Raw genomic sequence first — 14,839 nt, 5'->3', positions numbered from 1 at the left:
GAGAACGGAAGACTGGATGTTGTTGCGTTATTGTCTGCTTTGTCTGTGTTTCGTTTGGTCATGGCAGCTGCGCAGTGCAGAGACGTCAGCGCTGCGGATCATCACTGTCGAAGAACCACCGGCCAGCTTTGCCGGGCCTGCTGGTATACCTGACGGCTTTGTTGTTGATATCGTTAAAGCATTACAACGCCAGCTAAATGATCAAACACCGCTGGAGCTGATGCCCGAGGGACGGGCGATCTTAACGGCGCAACAGGAAGATAACGTACTGTTGTTCAGTTTTTCCCGTACGGCTGAACGGGAACACCAGTTCCATTGGGTTTTGCCAGTGTTGCAAAAACGCTGGCAAGTCTACCTGCCGACGCATAGCCAGTTGGAAATACATAGCCTGGCCGATTTACGAAAGCTCAGCGCAGTCGGCGTAGTTCGGGGTGATGTGCGCGAAAGTTACCTGATCCAGCTGGGTTTTACCAACCTGGTGGCAGTCACCAGCCATCAGCAGAACCTGCAAATGCTCAACAGTAACCGGGTACAAGCCATTGTCAGTGACAGTTTAGAACTGGCATATGTTCTGCGTCAGCAAGCTGATCGGCAAACAGCCCCCAAACTGGCGCTGACGCTGCGCAGCAGCAATGTGTATCTCATCATGCCTAAAAACGCGGACGCCAGCTTGGTGGCGCGCTGGCAACAAGCCGCTAAAGCACTGCAACAACACGGCGAGCTGGAGCAAATTGCCGTACAGTGGCAACAACGTATCCAGCAGGAAATGCGCATTAACGTGCAACGCGACGGCCATCTGCTGCTGTTCTGAGGTCATGCATCGGCATCGGCTTTCCGTTATACTGGCCACACTTTTGCCTAAGGTCAGACAAGTATGACAACTGCTGCTCGCCGAATTGTGTTTTTGCCAGTCTCCAGCCCCAAAGGCATCGGCGAATATATGCGTTCGCTGATCATCGCTGAGGCGTTAATCCAGGCCGATCCGACACTGGATATCCAGTTTGTGCTGAACCGGCATGCGCCGGCAGCGGCCAGCTGCCCGTTTAAAACCCATCTGCTGAATAACTCAGCCACCAAAGAAAAAGCCGTCGTCAACAAACTACTTGCCGAACTGAAACCGGATTTAGTGATTTTCGATTGCTCCGGCCGCGCTTCCCAGGCGCGGGCGGCGAAAAAAGCCGGCGCCAAAGTGGTGTTTGTGTCGCAGCACAAGAAAAAACGCGCCAAAGGCTTTGCGCTGCGCCGGTTAAGTGCGCTCGACGCGCACTGGATTGTTCAGTTTAAGTTTGTCGACGGTGACCTGACCGCACTGGAGCGCTTTAAATTACGCCTGCTGAACAAAGACGAACCAATTTTCACCGGCCCGGTGTTCAGCGCGCCGCAAGCCGAATTGCCGGCTGACTACAGCCAGTTCAGCGGCAAAAATTACAGCGTTTGGGCCGCCGGTGGCGGTGGCCATCAGGTGCAAGGCAGAAGCGCGACTGAAGAGTTTTATCAGGCCGCGTTGGCAGTTGCCACGCCAGAGCAACCAGCACTGCTGGTCGCCGGCGGCAATTTCACCGGTGAATTACCCTCGACTGACAGCGTCATAGTGGTGAAATCGCTGCCAAACCAGCAACTGATGACTTTGTTAAATCAGGCCGCGCTGATAGTCAGTGGCGGCGGCGATATGATGGGTCAGGCCATAGTGCTTGGTAAAAACATCGTCGCAGTGCCGGTTGCCGGCGACCAGCCGGACCGAGTGCTGGCGTGTGCTGCCGCTGGTCTGATTTATCCGGCGACTTTAGCCAAAGCCGACATCGTGGCACAATGCCAAAAAGCCACGCAAAAACCGCTGCAACCGGAGCAGCTGTTTGAACCAGGCCTGCAGTTGGTACTCAAAGACATTTTCCGCCTGTTAGGCCGCTCCGAAGCATTTTCGAAAGGACAAACCGCATGAATCAGACTGCCAGTTTTCTCGCTGCCCTCACCCGCCACCGCGAAGTTTTTGCTGTGGCCGAACAATATGCGGCACAAAGCCAGCAATTGCTGGACGCAGTCGTCACCTGCCTCAAGGCCGGTGGTAAAGTCGTGTGGATGGGCAACGGCGGCAGCGCGGCTGACAGCCAGCATCTGGCCGCGGAATTTATGGTGCGTTATAAAGCCGAACGCGGCCCGCTGGCGTCGATTGCATTAACGACAGATACCTCGATCCTGACCGCGCACGCCAACGACTATCACTTTGATACTGTGTTTGAACGTCAGGTGCGTGGCATTGTCCGCGCCGGCGACGTGGTGATTGGCCTCACCACTTCAGGCAAAAGCCCGAATATCAATCTGGCACTGGCTGCGGCCAATGAACTGGGCGCTTTTACTGTCGCGCTGACCGGCCGCGATGGTGGTAAAGTCAAAGATATCGCGCAGCTGCCAATCATCGTCAATTACGACGAAACCGCACGTATTCAGGAAATGCATATGTTTATCGGTCACTGGCTCTGTGAAGCGCTGGACCTGGTGCTGGCAAACTAAGAAGAACAAAGATGATTGATATCAGCCGTTTAAATCATTTGTCACAAGCGCGCATTCTGGTGGTCGGCGATGTGATGCTGGACCGTTATTATCAGGGCGACACGCAGCGTATTTCACCGGAAGCGCCAGTGCCTGTGGTTCGCGTCAGCAAAATTGAAGACAAAGCCGGTGGCGCTGCCAACGTGGCGCGCAACATTGCCCACCTCGACGCGCATGTTGGCTTACTCGGCCTGATTGGCCGTGATGACAACGGCGACAGCCTGAAACAAATTCTGGCCGCCGACGGCATCCGCTCTGAATTACTGGCGCAGGACGAACAACCGACGATTGCCAAAATGCGGGTGATCTCGCGCCATCAGCAAGTGGTGCGGCTCGATATCGAACAAAACTTCAGCCGCCAGCAGGCCGAAGCACTGGCTGACCAAGTCACAGCCCTGTTGCCGGATTATGATTATGTGCTGGTGTCAGACTATGCCAAAGGCTCGCTGGCAGCAGTCGGCCGCATTATCGCCAGCGCCAAAGCCGCCGGTAAATATGTGCTGGTCGACCCGAAACAAGCCGATTTAGCTGTCTATCGCGGCGCCGATATCATCACGCCGAATCTGTCTGAATTCCGTTTAGCCGGTGGTGATACCGGCTCAGAAGACGCGATGTTCAGCTCAGCCCGTGCCATGCTGGAACGTTGTGGTATCGCGGCCATGCTGCTGACGCGCTCTGAACAGGGGATGACGCTGATCACCGCAGATGAACATCACCATTTCCCGGCGCAGGTACTGGAAGTCAGTGACGTCACCGGTGCCGGTGACACTGTGATCGCGACACTCGCCGTGATGCTCGGCGCGGGTATGGCGTTACCGCAGGCGGTGGAGATGGCCAATCTGGCGGCAGGCCTCGTCGTGGCGAAATTAGGCGCAGCCACTGTGTCGCCACAGGAGCTGGCAGCGAAACTGAATTCGCATTTGTTCTCACAAGGCGATGTCTATCTGACGCCTTTTGATAAAGCGCTGCAACACATTGAATTTGCCAAACAAAATGGCGAGCGCATCGTCTTTACCAACGGCTGCTTTGATATTCTGCATGCTGGCCACGTGCGTTATCTGGCGCAGGCCAAAGCGCAGGGCGACCGTTTAGTAGTCGGGTTAAATTCAGACGCGTCAATTAAACGCCTCAAAGGTGAAAGCCGGCCGGTCAATCCGCTGGATGAGCGCGCCACAGTGCTGGCAAGTTTAGCCTCGGTCGACTGGGTGCTGCCGTTTGGCGACGACCCAAGCGAGCAGGACACACCGCTGCAGCTTATCCTGAAAGTGAAACCGGATGTACTGGTCAAAGGCGGTGATTACACTATCGACACTATCGTCGGCGCGCGTGAAGTGCTGGCTGCCGGCGGTGAAGTCAAAGTGCTGCAGTTTGTCGACGGCTGTTCAACCAGCGCTATCATCAAAAAAATCAAAGGGTAAGCGCTGATGTCCGGGCAAAACATGGCGGCGGCAACGCTGAACTCCATCTGTATTCTGCGGTTGTCGGCCATTGGCGATGTCTGCCATGCCGTGGCCGCAGTACAGGCGATTCAGCGTTATTATCCCCAGGCGAAAATCAGCTGGATCATCGGTAAAGTCGAAGCCATGTTGCTGAAAGACCTGCCGGGTGTTGAGCTGATTGTATTTGATAAAAAGCTCGGCCTTAGCGCTTACAGCGATTTAAGCCGCAAACTGAAAGGCAAGCATTTTGACGTGCTGCTGCATATGCAGGTTGCCCTGCGTGCCAATATCGCGTCTTTGTTTATTCCGGCGCGGCGTAAAATCGGCTTTGACTGGTCGCGTGCCAAAGAACTGCATGCACTCTTTATGCGTGAGCGTATAGCCCCGCAGCAACAGCCGCATGTGCTGGATGGTTTTGCCGGTTTTGCCCGTCATCTGGGCGTGCCGTTTTTACAAAATCCACAAGACAAACCGCAGTGGCAGATGCCTATTACCGATGAGCACCGAGACTGGGCCAAAGCTCAGCTCAGCAGCGCCACTGCGCGCCATCTGGTGATTTGCCCGGCCGCGTCCAAAGCCGAACGCAATTGGCTGCCGGTGCGTTACGCTGCGATTGCCGATTATGCTGCGACGCAGGGCTTTACGGTTTATCTCTGCGGTGGGCCAACCGCGATGGAACAGCAATTAGCCAGCGACATCAAAGCGCAGGCGCAAACCGATATCATTGATTTAGTTGGCAAAACCAATCTGAAACAACTGCTGGCGCTGCTGGAGCAAGCCTCAGTGGTGCTGGCACCGGATACCGGCCCGGCACATATGGCGGTCACTGTCGGTACGCCGGTGATTGGTTTGTACGGCCACAGCAACCCGGGCCGCACCGGACCTTATTTGTATCGCCATTATGTGGTGGATGCGTATCACGCTGAACTTAAAGCACAAACTGGCAAAACTGCCGCCGACTTACCCTGGGGTATTCGGGTCAAAGGTGGCCATATTATGGAAAAGATCAGCGTGGACGCTGTGAAAAAGATGCTGGATAAACTGATCCGCCAGGAAGGACTCTGATGAACCCGAATACAGTAACGACATTGCGTAAAGCTGCGTTTCTCGACCGCGACGGCGTGATTAATATCGACCACGGCTACACCTTTAAACCCGGGCATTTTGATTTTATCGATGGCGTCTTTGACGCCTGCCGCCATCTGCAAAACCTCGGTTATTTGCTGATTGTCGTCACGAACCAATCCGGCATCGCCCGTGGTTATTACACTGAGCAGGATTTCGCCGTGCTAACCAGCTGGATGAAACAGCAATTTGCCGCGCACGGCGTCAAAATCGACGGCGTCTATTATTGCCCGCACCATCTGGAAAAAGGCCAGGTGCCGTACAACATTGACTGTGACTGTCGCAAACCTAATCCCGGCATGTTGACTCAGGCGATCCGCGAATTCGGCATCGACCCGGCGTTAAGCCTGATGGTCGGCGACAAAGCCGCCGATATGCAGGCGGCCGCTGCCGCTGGCGTGGGCCGGAAAATTCTGGTGCAAAGTGGTCAGGCATTGTCCGACGAAGATTTACAAAGCGCGGATATGGTCTGGGCTTCTTTGGCTGACGTAAAACAAATCACTGAATAATCTGAGGGCTTGTCAGAGATGTTACCTTGGTATCTGGCCAGTGCAGTAGTCGCAAAAACCTCTTTGTTGGGTTTGGGGTTAGTCACTTTAGCTTGTTGTATTGCCGCGTTACTGGCGCTGCGCTGGTTTGGCAACGGCTTAAGCCAGCCGCTGCAACAGCGTTTTCGCCAAATCTTCCGCACCGGTTTATATCTGCATCTGGCGACTTATGCACTGTTATTACTAAAGCTCACACTGATTGAGGGCTGGCAGGATGTTCCGGCTTTTTTCCTCGGTCATCTGGTGTTGCACCACGCCGTATCGGCGCTGATCGCGACAATCCTTATCATCATGACCATCCGTATCTATAACCACCGCAGTGCAGGGGTGCTTTAAGTACAGCAGCTTGTCCGATATCGCGGCAAAGCCGGCATTGCCAGCCACCTGTTAGTTCGGCTATTCCCACTCTAATCGCTCATTCGGCTGCTGACGGTGCTGGATTTGTTGGAGTTTGAGAAGACAGCTAAGAGCGACAAGCGGTGTGATCGCGGCAAAGCCAACACCGCCACCACTGCGTTCGCCCGTTCGCGCCTCCCGCGCTCACTCTTGATCGCTCACTCCGCGGCTGCCGGTGCTGGCTTTGTTGGGGATTGCAGAAGACTGCTATGAGCAAAAAGCAGATCTAAAAATGCCTGATTTTTGGAAAAACTAAATGTCCGCTTTGCTGCTGTTGCGGACATTGCTGAAATCGGCCGTTGGTGTTTAAAAAACGAACACCCATAGTTCGGATGAATCTATGGGTGTCTCGGATTACTCCTTTCATGTAGTGTTGTATTGAACTGCTTTTGCGAATTTTCCATAACTCAATCAAATAGAGCTATGGAACTGTTGAAATATTATTCAAGTGGAAATATGAAATAATTTTAACTTCACTATTCTTCCTGATTTATATGATATGTAAGCCTTAACTGTCGATGATTCGTCAATTATTAACATACTCTCATCACCGTTACCCATTAAGTATTTCGGTGGCACTAGTTTTTTTATTATTTCAGGAATATTTTCATCAATTTTCACACAAAGAGATACTACTTCATTGTCGCCTGTTCTTTTATAGGCGGAGGCTGATATTTTTGAACTCGCGAATGTGTGTAAAGAGTCTTTGCCATTAACATATTCGTTATCAATAAGAATTACTGATTCCTTGTAATTCTTTTCAAGGAATTTCACTGTTTCATTAAGGTCTACATGGGCCAAAATTGCATCATCAAATTTAATTATGTATTCACTGTCAATTTCAGTGTTTACACATGGTTTGTTGATGTATGGATTCTCGTGCGCAAACAAATTGTTATGTATTACGGACGCAGCCATAGCGAATATTAAAATTAATTTATATGTCATTGAGTAATCCTTCTAATTCATCTGGCCTGTGGTATGTTCTGTCGCTTGTAAAATGCCCATTTTCCGTGGGGTTTCCTGATGATTTTATTACTTCATAATGAAGGTGTGGACCTGTACTTCTTCCTGAGTTGCCTGAGAACATAATGTTTTCTCCGAGCTGCACTTCGTTCCCTTGCGAAATATTAATCTTCGAGCCATGCGCATACCTTGTGTAAATAAGTGCGCCACTTAAAGATTTATGCCCAATTAATATATGATTCCCAAATTGCGGATGTTGTCCAGCAAATACAACTTTCCCGTCAGCGGTTGCAGAAACCGGCGTCCCAATGCTAACTGCGTAGTCGGTACCTTTATGATTTGCTGAAGCCCCTTTAACTTTTCTTGCTCCTAATCCGGAACTAGGATTAACGTTACCAACTGGGTTTTTTGAAGCCTGTAATGCGTGTGGTTTCGCATATGCACCTTCAGCCACAACATAAGTACAACCGCGCCCCATGAGTTTTCCTCTAAACAACCCACAAGTCCCATCCGGATCCACCTTATTCATCGGATCATTACCGACATAGGCGTACCAGTTCATGCCGTCTTTGTAGCCTATGGGGTCGGTTTGCAGAAAGCGACCTAACTTCGGATGGTACACCCGGGCCTTGTAGTGATAAAGCGCGGTGCCGGGCAACAGGATTTGGCCGGTGTAGCGAAAGCGTGAGGCGCTTTGGTTAATCGGCTCGCCGTAAGGGCCGTATTGGTGTTTAGTGGTAACTGTGCCGGCGCTTTTGGTTTCGGCAATAATACTGCCGCGCTCGTCGGCTAACAGGTAACTTGGGCTGGTGGTGCCGCTGCCTTCAAAGCTGACCAATGGGTCGTCACTGCCCACACCGTGTACATAACGTTTAAGCAAAGTGCCGGCGGCATTATATTCCGCTATTAACTCTTTGCAGACATCGCAATGACCAGCGTCGGAATGTCTGCTTTTGGCACAAAGCGACGATTCAAACGAGCTCTCAAAACGGCCGGATGATTACTAAAGCAGACCGTCAGCCGCAGGGATAGCGGCTGACGAGCCTACAGGGAACGTATTTACGGCGTGTCTGCTGTGTAATCGTCCGAACCGTTTGCTACCGATTGAAACCGAGCGCTTATGATTCTCAACTGACTCAATCCAGCAATCAACGTCCAACTACAACCTTTCAACGCCCAAATCTGAAAAATCAGGCTGATTTCTAAGCAAAACTCGGTACAATGAGGGGCGATTTTGTTTTTCATCAGGGATCAGATGCACGTCGTAATCGGGAATAGTACCGCAGTACAGGCCTTTCAGGCCGGTGTTCAGGCCGTCACCGCCGCGTTAAAAGACCTGCCCACTCAGCTCACGCCGAGGCTGGCATTGGCCTTTTGCAGTGGAGATCTAGACGCTCACGGTTTTTATGCCGGTATCCGGCAATTGCTCGGCGACTGGGTGCCGGTCGTTGGCGGTTCTGCGATGGGGCTGTGCTGGGCGCAGCAATGTGTTACCGAAGGCCCTTGTGCCGCTGTGGTGATTCTGGCCGGTGACGACTGGGAATGGCAGCTGGCGACCAGTCAGGACATATATCGCGACCCGCATTTATCCGGCGAAGTGTTGGCCGGCCAGTTACCAAGCCTGCCCGACAGCCGTTGCCTGTTAGTGTTATTTGACTCCATCCGTTTTGCTGCCACAGCGCAGAATCCGCCTGTGTTGGTGCCGTCCGGCCCGATGATTTCCGGGGTCCACCATCCGCGTTTAAAACACCTGCCGTTATTTGGCGCCGGTTTAATTGGTGATCCGCAGTTTAATCTGACCTGGCAGTTCAGCGGCGACGGTGTCAGCCGCCACAGTGCCAGTGCGCTGCAACTGGCCGGGCAATTTCAGGTGGCGAGCTGCATTATGCATGGCTGTGTGCCTTTGTCCGACCGGCGTTTTACCGTGACCGACGTATTTGGTCAGTATCTGTATCAGCTGGACCAGGAACCCATAGTGCCGCTGCTTGACCGCCTGACGGGCAGCAAAGAATGGCGGCATTTAAAACATAGCCCGAGCGGTGCTCCACTACCGGTGACCACGCTGGCCTTAGCGCGGCCGCTTGGTGATGACAGCGACGAGCAACAGCTGGTGACCCGGCTGATGACCGGCGTGATGCCTGGCGACGAAGCTGTGATGTTATTTGAAGCTGATTTTTTCAAAGGCCAGCAAGTGATGCTGATGAGCCGCGATCCGCAGCTGATGATGCAATCAGCCCGTGACAACACATCACGTTTACTGGCGCAAATTAAAGAAAACGGCCAACAAGGCCGGCTGGCGCTGTATTTTGACTGCGGTGGCCGTATGTCAGCGATCAGCGGCAGTGATGGCGAAGAAGCGGAAATCGTCCGCGATTTATGCGTGGGCGCCGGTATTCCGTTTTTAGCCATATATACCGGCGTCGAGATCGCACCGCTGCAAGGTGCCAGCTATGGCCTGGACTGGAGTGGCGTTCTGGTGATCCTGACCCAATAACACAAAAGACGGCCGCAGCCGTCTTTTTTCTCTGCACAGACTTTAGTCTTTGCGTTTATTTTTTACTTTCAGCTGGTTCTCTTCGCACAAACCAATCAACGGCAATTGCCGCAGGATTTGCATTTCCGGGTCGATTTGCAGTTGGTCAGACGCTTTGAGCACCACCGCACCTTTGCTGAAATCCAGCACGGTTGGCTGACCATTCAGCAGCACCGGCACCGGCATCGGGAATGGTTTATTCGCCGGTACTTTCCAGCTCAGCGTGCGGACATCGCCGGCCGTGCTGTCAATCAGTTCCGGCAAGGCCGCCTGATACAGATAAACATCAAACAACCACTGATAATCTTTGCCGGTTAAGCGGTTCACGATGGCAATAAAGTCTTCGGTGGTGCGGTATTTTGGCGTGATCGGATATGGGATAGCCGCGGTGTCAGCCGTGCCGTACAGCAACTCGCGGGTGGCCTGCCAGAACACTGTATCGCCGACCAGATAACGCAAAGTGTGCAGCGTCCAGCCGCCTTTACCGTAAATATCTGAATTAAAAGCCTGATCCGAGGTAACTGTGCCGGTTCGCACCACCGGGTCGCAGTTCACCAGCCCTAAGTAAGATTTATACAGCTGATAATGATAAGCGGCGATGCCGAGTTTATCTTTGGCATAAGCCGGCTGCATATACAGGCCAAAACCTTCGTGGATCCAGGCGTGGTTCAGTGTTTTATGCGTGACTAAATTGCCAAACCATTCGTGCGCCAGTTCATGCTGCGCCAGCCAGTCGTAGCCGTTGTCATCCCGTTTATAACCTTTGCCGTAAGCGTTGACGGTCTGGTGTTCCATGCCAAGGTGCGGCGTTTCAACAAAACCCAGTTTCTGGTCGCCCCAGGGATATGGCCCCAGTACGCGTTCATACCACTGCACTTGCTGTAATAAATCCTGCTGCCACAAAGCTTCAGCTTTCTGCGCATTTTCTGGCAAGGCCCAGAACTCCACCGGAACTTTACTGCCATTGACGCTGGTATAACTATGCTGGATCCGCTGATAAGGCCCGATATTCAGCGCAATATTGTAATCGCTGGCCGGTACCGACAATAACCAGTCAAACTGCTGCTTGTCTTTGCCGACCGGTGTGACTTGCTGCAATACGCCGTTGGTAACCGCCGACAGGCCATTGGGCACGGTCAGCCGGATGCGCATCGAATCGGCTTTATCGGCAAAATGGTCTTTACAGGGCCAGAACAAATCACAGCCCTCGCCTTGCACTGCGGTCGCGATCCAGGGTTTGCCATCCGGCGTCTTGGCCCAGACTGTACCACCAGCCCAAGGCGCGTTTTTCGCCACATGCGGCTTGCCGGCATAAAACACTGCCACATCCACCGCGCTGCCGGCCGCTTGCTGGCCGCCTAAGTCGATGCTCAGCACGCCGCCATTACGCTGATAAGTGGCGGTTTTACCACCGACTTCAATCTTGTCGATGCTAAAGCGGCTATCAAGCTTCAGTTCCACTTGCGCACTCGGTGCCAGCAAAATAAAACCGGTACGGCCAACACCACTGATACTCTGATTGGCCGGGTCAATCTCCAGCGTTAAATCATAAGTTTTGACATCGGCGGCCTGTGCCACGGCGGACAACGGCTGGCCGGTATCGCCAATCAGCGGGTCCAGTGGTGTGACCGTTGACTGACAGGCAGTCAGGCCAGCAAGAGCCAGGCTCAGTGTGGCAACACGAAAATCAGGGCGACGCAGCTTTTTCATTGAAATCAGTTCCTTTGGGACATTTAGGGCGTGTTGTATTCCATAATGCCAGTTGCTGACGGAATGACCAATGCACTGCACTGCGGCCTGTCTCCGGCGCCGGGGCTTTGGTCGCGGTGGTCTGGTAAAGCGGACTGCTTCGCAGTAGTTTCAAAAACACTAAACTAACTTCAGCCCCGCTCACGGAGTACAAGTCGATGCGTTTAACCCCTTTATCTGTATTGATCCCGTTGCTGTTGTTGCCGGCGGCCTCCAGCCAGGCTTATGACCGGGTTACCGGCCAGGAATTTGCCAGCCGCTCTGAGGTCATTGCCACTCAGGCGATGGCAGCGACCAGCCAGCCCCTGGCGACACAAATTGCACTCGATGTAATGAAACAAGGTGGAAATGCCATTGACGCGGCTATTGCAGCGAATGCGGCGTTAGGCCTGATGGAACCGACCGGTTGTGGCATCGGCGGCGATTTATACGCCATCGTCTGGTCTGCCAAAGATAAAAAACTCTATGGCCTGAATGCATCTGGCCGCTCGCCGAAGGGCCTGACGCTGGAGCAACTGCAGGCTGAAGTGAAAAAACTCGGCCGCACTGATATTCCGCCACTGGGCATGTTGCCGATCAGCGTGCCTGGCGCAGTCGATGGCTGGTTTAGCCTGCATGATAAATTCGGCAAACTGCCGATGAAAAAAGTGCTGGCGCCGGCCATCAGTTATGCCGAAAACGGCTTTCCGGTGACTGAGCTTATTTCCTACTACTGGAACGCTTCAGTGCCGAAATTATCCAGCCAACCCGGTGATTTTAAGGGTACTTTTACCATCAATGGCAAAGGCCCACAAACCGGTGACATCTTTAAAAATCCGGCTCTCGCCGGCACCTATAAACAGCTGGCCAGCGGCGGTCGCGACGCGTTTTACAAAGGCGATATCGCGAAAAAAATCGATGCCTTTATGCAAAAAGAAGGCGGCTATCTGCGTTATGAAGATTTCGCCAGCCACAGCTCGACCTGGGTTGAACCGGTATCGGTGAATTACCGTGGTTATGATGTGTGGGAACTGCCGCCGAATGGTCAGGGTATTGCCGCGCTGCAAATGCTGCAAATTCTGAAAAACTTCGACCTGAAAAGCATGGGCTTTAACAGCCCGGAAAGTTTACATACGCTGATTGAAGCGAAGAAACTGGCGTTTGAAGACCGCGCCAAGTTTTATGCCGATATGGATTTTGCCAAAGTGCCGGTCAAAGAGCTGATCTCCGAGGCTTATGGCAAGGAGCGCGCCAAACTGATTGGGCCCAAAGCAGCGCAGCGCGTCGATGCCGGCAATCCGCATCTGTACACCGGCGATACCATTTACCTGACCACAGCCGACAAAGACGGCAACATGGTGTCATTAATTCAGAGTAATTATCGTGGCATGGGTTCGGGTGTCGTAGTACCGGGTTTAGGTTTTGGCTTCCAGGACCGCGGTCAGATGTTCTCGCTTGATCCAAAACATCACAACGCCTATGCACCGGGCAAACGGCCATTTAATACCATTATTCCGGCATTCATCACCAAAGATAACAAGCCTTTCATGAGTTTTGGCGTGATGGGCGGCGCGATGCAGCCGCAAGGACATGTACAGATAGTCGTCAACATGATTGACTACGGTATGAATCTGCAGGAAGCCGGGGATGCTGCCCGCTGGCAGCACCTCGGTAATACCGAGCCGACGGACAATACCGATATGTATCTGCAGAATGGCGGATACACCGAAGTTGAGCGCGGTATTCCATGGCAAACCGTGCAGCAGCTGATGCAAAAAGGCCATGACATTCGTTACGGTCTCGGCGGCTATGGCGGTTATCAGGCGATCAAGAAAGACCCCATCCGCGGCGTTTATTTTGGTGCGTCCGAATCGCGCAAAGACGGTCAGGCGGCGGGTTATTAAGCTGGCTGACCTGGCAGACAAAACAACGCCGGCAGTCACCGGCGTTTTTTTATGCTGTTTCAGCGGATGTCAGGCAAGGCAGGATGATCTTACAAAGCGTGCCATGATCCGGCTTACTCTGAAATTCAATCTGACCGCCATGCTGACGAATGACAGCATAACTGACCGTCAGGCCTAGTCCACAACCGGCACCGACGTCCCGGGTCGTAAAAAATGGGTCAAATACCCGCGACAATACTTCTGCTGGCATACCGTGGCCATCATCTTCTATTTCGATGCTAATCTGCTGCTCATTCAGGTACTGGCAGCGAATGGATATTTTTGATGGTTGGGCTTTCACTGCATTATCAAAAATATGGCTGATTGCCGTGACCATTTCAGTACAGTGGACTTCAACTACCGCATCACAGATTCGTTGCTCGATCCCAATGCCGGCAAGCTGCCCAACCTGATAATTGTGTACGACGTGAGATAACAATTGTGTCATCGGCATGCGCATGGTGGCAGACTGCCCCAGTGCACTGTAATGATGTAATTGCGCAACGATCTGTTGGATACGTCCCATGCCAGTTTCCAACTGAGCGACAATATCTGCAGAGTCTGCTTGTAACCAATCTGCATTCGCCTGCCGGAGTAGAGTCTGCGATGCCGGAAACTGCTGAACAATCTGCGCCAGCAACTCAGACAAACGCTGTTGGTATCCGGCTAAAGTCCGGATGTCTGCAATGCAAAATGCCAACGGATTATTGATTTCATGTGCCAGCCCGGCCATCAACTGGCCAATTGCCTGCAATTTTTGCGTTTGCAGCAATTGTTCGTGAGCCTGTTCCAATTCCTTTTTACTGGCTTCCAACTCCAATATTTTGTCATAGAGATCACGGGTCTTGTCTTGTAACAGCAGTTCAGCTTGTTGCCGCGCCAGCTTTTCCCGCTGCCAGGCGCGCGAATAATCAACAGGCGAGTTCATGGTTTATCCGAAAAGGTCACGATTAAAGTACAGCAATCTGCCCCATGATGCATACAAACCGGATGGCTAAGCTGAATATCAGTATTGAACTGGCGGGCAGCGCCCTCAATCAGCCCTTCAGCGGCAAAACACATTTTCCGGCGCGAACGGTAATACATGATTAATTCATCCGGTTTACTGTCATCGTAAGTAAAGCTGGGCAAATACGAATCCGGATAAACCCGCTTCACTTCTTTGTGGATAGTCGAATCAATTTTTAACAGAAATTCACGCAATGTTTGGCAGGATTTCAGATCTGGTGGCAAAGTCGCGTAGAGTTGTGAAAATAAATAGCTGCCGAAACTTCGCACCAGATCAGCCGGAGCTATGCCGGTGTGCTGACTCAATAAGCTAACCAACTGTAATAATTCGGCATCGTCATAACGTGCCCCTGCGGTATAAACGCCCTGACTCGGCAATGCTGCCGCATCCAGTATTTGCTCCCAGACAGGTAGACCTAACTGTTCAATCACCATGTCTGCCAATGCGGTATAGACGACACCTTGCATCACAATCTCCGGCTCGTTCTGACACCTATAAGGCATAGCTGGAAATACCGCATGCGGCAATAGCGACATTAAAGAAAATAGCGACAAATAAAACAACGCCGGCATGCGCCGGCGTTGTTTTATTGTACTGATGGAACC

At 52.4% G+C, this 14,839-nt stretch carries 14 protein-coding genes; 9 read left to right on the top strand and 5 right to left on the bottom strand.

Going from position 1 to position 14,839, the window contains the following annotated elements; translation table 11 throughout:
• The first annotated feature begins 16 nt into the window (after positions 1–16).
• The 7 genes from Q399_RS0109960 to Q399_RS0109930 all read left to right on the top strand — a co-directional run bounded on the left by Q399_RS0109960 (position 17) and on the right by Q399_RS0109930 (position 5,995).
• Positions 17–811, top strand: coding sequence for a substrate-binding periplasmic protein (locus tag Q399_RS0109960; protein ID WP_031568211.1), 795 nt, complete (start codon positions 17–19; stop codon positions 809–811).
• Between the two features lie 63 nt (positions 812–874).
• Positions 875–1,939: a glycosyltransferase gene (locus tag Q399_RS0109955; protein WP_051685894.1), complete on the top strand. Its 1,065-nt coding sequence runs from the start codon at positions 875–877 to the stop codon at positions 1,937–1,939.
• On the top strand, positions 1,936–2,508 hold the full coding sequence (locus Q399_RS0109950) for a D-sedoheptulose-7-phosphate isomerase (RefSeq protein ID WP_031568209.1): 573 nt from the start codon (positions 1,936–1,938) through the stop codon (positions 2,506–2,508). The genes Q399_RS0109955 and Q399_RS0109950 overlap by 4 nt, the downstream gene beginning before the upstream one ends.
• A gap of 11 nt (positions 2,509–2,519) precedes the next feature.
• Positions 2,520–3,965 carry a bifunctional D-glycero-beta-D-manno-heptose-7-phosphate kinase/D-glycero-beta-D-manno-heptose 1-phosphate adenylyltransferase HldE gene (gene hldE / locus Q399_RS0109945; protein ID WP_211253278.1) on the top strand — a complete coding sequence of 482 codons (1,446 nt, stop codon included), beginning with the start codon at positions 2,520–2,522 and terminating at the stop codon, positions 3,963–3,965.
• Between the two features lie 6 nt (positions 3,966–3,971).
• Positions 3,972–5,051 (top strand): glycosyltransferase family 9 protein, encoded by a 1,080-nt coding sequence (locus Q399_RS0109940; protein ID WP_051685893.1) that lies wholly within the window; start codon positions 3,972–3,974, stop codon positions 5,049–5,051.
• The gene (gene gmhB, locus Q399_RS0109935) at positions 5,051–5,620 is read left to right on the top strand and encodes a D-glycero-beta-D-manno-heptose 1,7-bisphosphate 7-phosphatase (protein WP_031568205.1); all 570 of its coding nucleotides are present in this window, start codon (positions 5,051–5,053) and stop codon (positions 5,618–5,620) included. Before Q399_RS0109940 ends, gmhB begins: the two co-directional genes overlap by 1 nt.
• Before the next feature lie 18 nt (positions 5,621–5,638).
• The gene (locus Q399_RS0109930; protein ID WP_031568204.1) at positions 5,639–5,995 is read left to right on the top strand and encodes a hypothetical protein; all 357 of its coding nucleotides are present in this window, start codon (positions 5,639–5,641) and stop codon (positions 5,993–5,995) included.
• Between the two features lie 504 nt (positions 5,996–6,499).
• Here the strand turns inward: Q399_RS0109930 and Q399_RS0109920 are convergent.
• A complete protein-coding gene (locus Q399_RS0109920) occupies positions 6,500–7,003 on the bottom strand; it encodes a hypothetical protein (RefSeq protein WP_031568203.1) in 504 nt (167 codons plus the stop codon).
• Entirely contained in the window at positions 6,993–7,901 is a 909-nt protein-coding gene (locus Q399_RS22230) for a peptidoglycan DD-metalloendopeptidase family protein (RefSeq protein WP_211253275.1), read from the bottom strand. Before Q399_RS22230 ends, Q399_RS0109920 begins: the two co-directional genes overlap by 11 nt.
• Positions 7,902–8,276: 375 nt before the next feature.
• Here Q399_RS22230 and Q399_RS0109910 point away from each other — a divergent pair, with 375 nt between their 5' ends.
• On the top strand, positions 8,277–9,515 hold the full coding sequence (locus tag Q399_RS0109910; protein WP_031568201.1) for an FIST N-terminal domain-containing protein: 1,239 nt from the start codon (positions 8,277–8,279) through the stop codon (positions 9,513–9,515).
• Positions 9,516–9,557: 42 nt separating this feature from the next.
• On the opposite strand, the gene Q399_RS0109905 is transcribed toward Q399_RS0109910, so the two are convergent.
• Positions 9,558–11,264, bottom strand: a complete 1,707-nt coding sequence (locus Q399_RS0109905; protein ID WP_031568200.1) for a M1 family metallopeptidase — start codon at positions 11,262–11,264, stop codon at positions 9,558–9,560.
• 197 nt (positions 11,265–11,461) lie between these two features.
• Here Q399_RS0109905 and ggt point away from each other — a divergent pair, with 197 nt between their 5' ends.
• The gene (gene ggt / locus Q399_RS0109900) at positions 11,462–13,186 is read left to right on the top strand and encodes a gamma-glutamyltransferase (RefSeq protein WP_031568198.1); all 1,725 of its coding nucleotides are present in this window, start codon (positions 11,462–11,464) and stop codon (positions 13,184–13,186) included.
• Between the two features lie 49 nt (positions 13,187–13,235).
• Here the strand turns inward: ggt and Q399_RS0109895 are convergent, their stop codons facing one another.
• Both Q399_RS0109895 and Q399_RS0109890 read right to left on the bottom strand, forming a co-directional pair.
• The gene (locus Q399_RS0109895) at positions 13,236–14,153 is read right to left on the bottom strand and encodes a sensor histidine kinase (protein ID WP_031568197.1); all 918 of its coding nucleotides are present in this window, start codon (positions 14,151–14,153) and stop codon (positions 13,236–13,238) included.
• Complete coding sequence (locus Q399_RS0109890; protein ID WP_031568196.1) at positions 14,150–14,701, bottom strand: heme NO-binding domain-containing protein; 552 nt, start codon at positions 14,699–14,701, stop codon at positions 14,150–14,152. Before Q399_RS0109890 ends, Q399_RS0109895 begins: the two co-directional genes overlap by 4 nt.
• Positions 14,702–14,839: the final 138 nt, after the last annotated feature.

Source organism: Rheinheimera texasensis DSM 17496 (assembly GCF_000711985.1).
In the GTDB taxonomy this organism is placed as follows: Bacteria; Pseudomonadota; Gammaproteobacteria; order Enterobacterales; family Alteromonadaceae; genus Pararheinheimera; species Pararheinheimera texasensis.
The sequence above is the reverse complement of the archived record's forward strand: the minus strand, read 5'-3'. Positions and strand labels throughout refer to the sequence as shown.

Excerpts from the sequence above, each read along its gene's own strand:
- Q399_RS0109960 (WP_031568211.1), top strand. The coding sequence starts at position 17 with ATGTTGTTGCGTTATTGTCTGCTTTGTCTGTGTTTCGTTTGGTCATGG.
- Q399_RS0109955 (WP_051685894.1), top strand. The coding sequence starts at position 875 with ATGACAACTGCTGCTCGCCGAATTGTGTTTTTGCCAGTCTCCAGCCCC.
- Q399_RS0109950 (WP_031568209.1), top strand. The coding sequence starts at position 1,936 with ATGAATCAGACTGCCAGTTTTCTCGCTGCCCTCACCCGCCACCGCGAA.
- hldE (WP_211253278.1), top strand. The coding sequence starts at position 2,520 with ATGATTGATATCAGCCGTTTAAATCATTTGTCACAAGCGCGCATTCTG.
- Q399_RS0109940 (WP_051685893.1), top strand. The coding sequence starts at position 3,972 with ATGTCCGGGCAAAACATGGCGGCGGCAACGCTGAACTCCATCTGTATT.
- gmhB (WP_031568205.1), top strand. The coding sequence starts at position 5,051 with ATGAACCCGAATACAGTAACGACATTGCGTAAAGCTGCGTTTCTCGAC.
- Q399_RS0109930 (WP_031568204.1), top strand. The coding sequence starts at position 5,639 with ATGTTACCTTGGTATCTGGCCAGTGCAGTAGTCGCAAAAACCTCTTTG.
- Q399_RS0109920 (WP_031568203.1), bottom strand. The coding sequence starts at position 7,003 with ATGACATATAAATTAATTTTAATATTCGCTATGGCTGCGTCCGTAATA.
- Q399_RS0109910 (WP_031568201.1), top strand. The coding sequence starts at position 8,277 with ATGCACGTCGTAATCGGGAATAGTACCGCAGTACAGGCCTTTCAGGCC.
- Q399_RS0109905 (WP_031568200.1), bottom strand. The coding sequence starts at position 11,264 with ATGAAAAAGCTGCGTCGCCCTGATTTTCGTGTTGCCACACTGAGCCTG.
- ggt (WP_031568198.1), top strand. The coding sequence starts at position 11,462 with ATGCGTTTAACCCCTTTATCTGTATTGATCCCGTTGCTGTTGTTGCCG.
- Q399_RS0109895 (WP_031568197.1), bottom strand. The coding sequence starts at position 14,153 with ATGAACTCGCCTGTTGATTATTCGCGCGCCTGGCAGCGGGAAAAGCTG.
- Q399_RS0109890 (WP_031568196.1), bottom strand. The coding sequence starts at position 14,701 with ATGCAAGGTGTCGTCTATACCGCATTGGCAGACATGGTGATTGAACAG.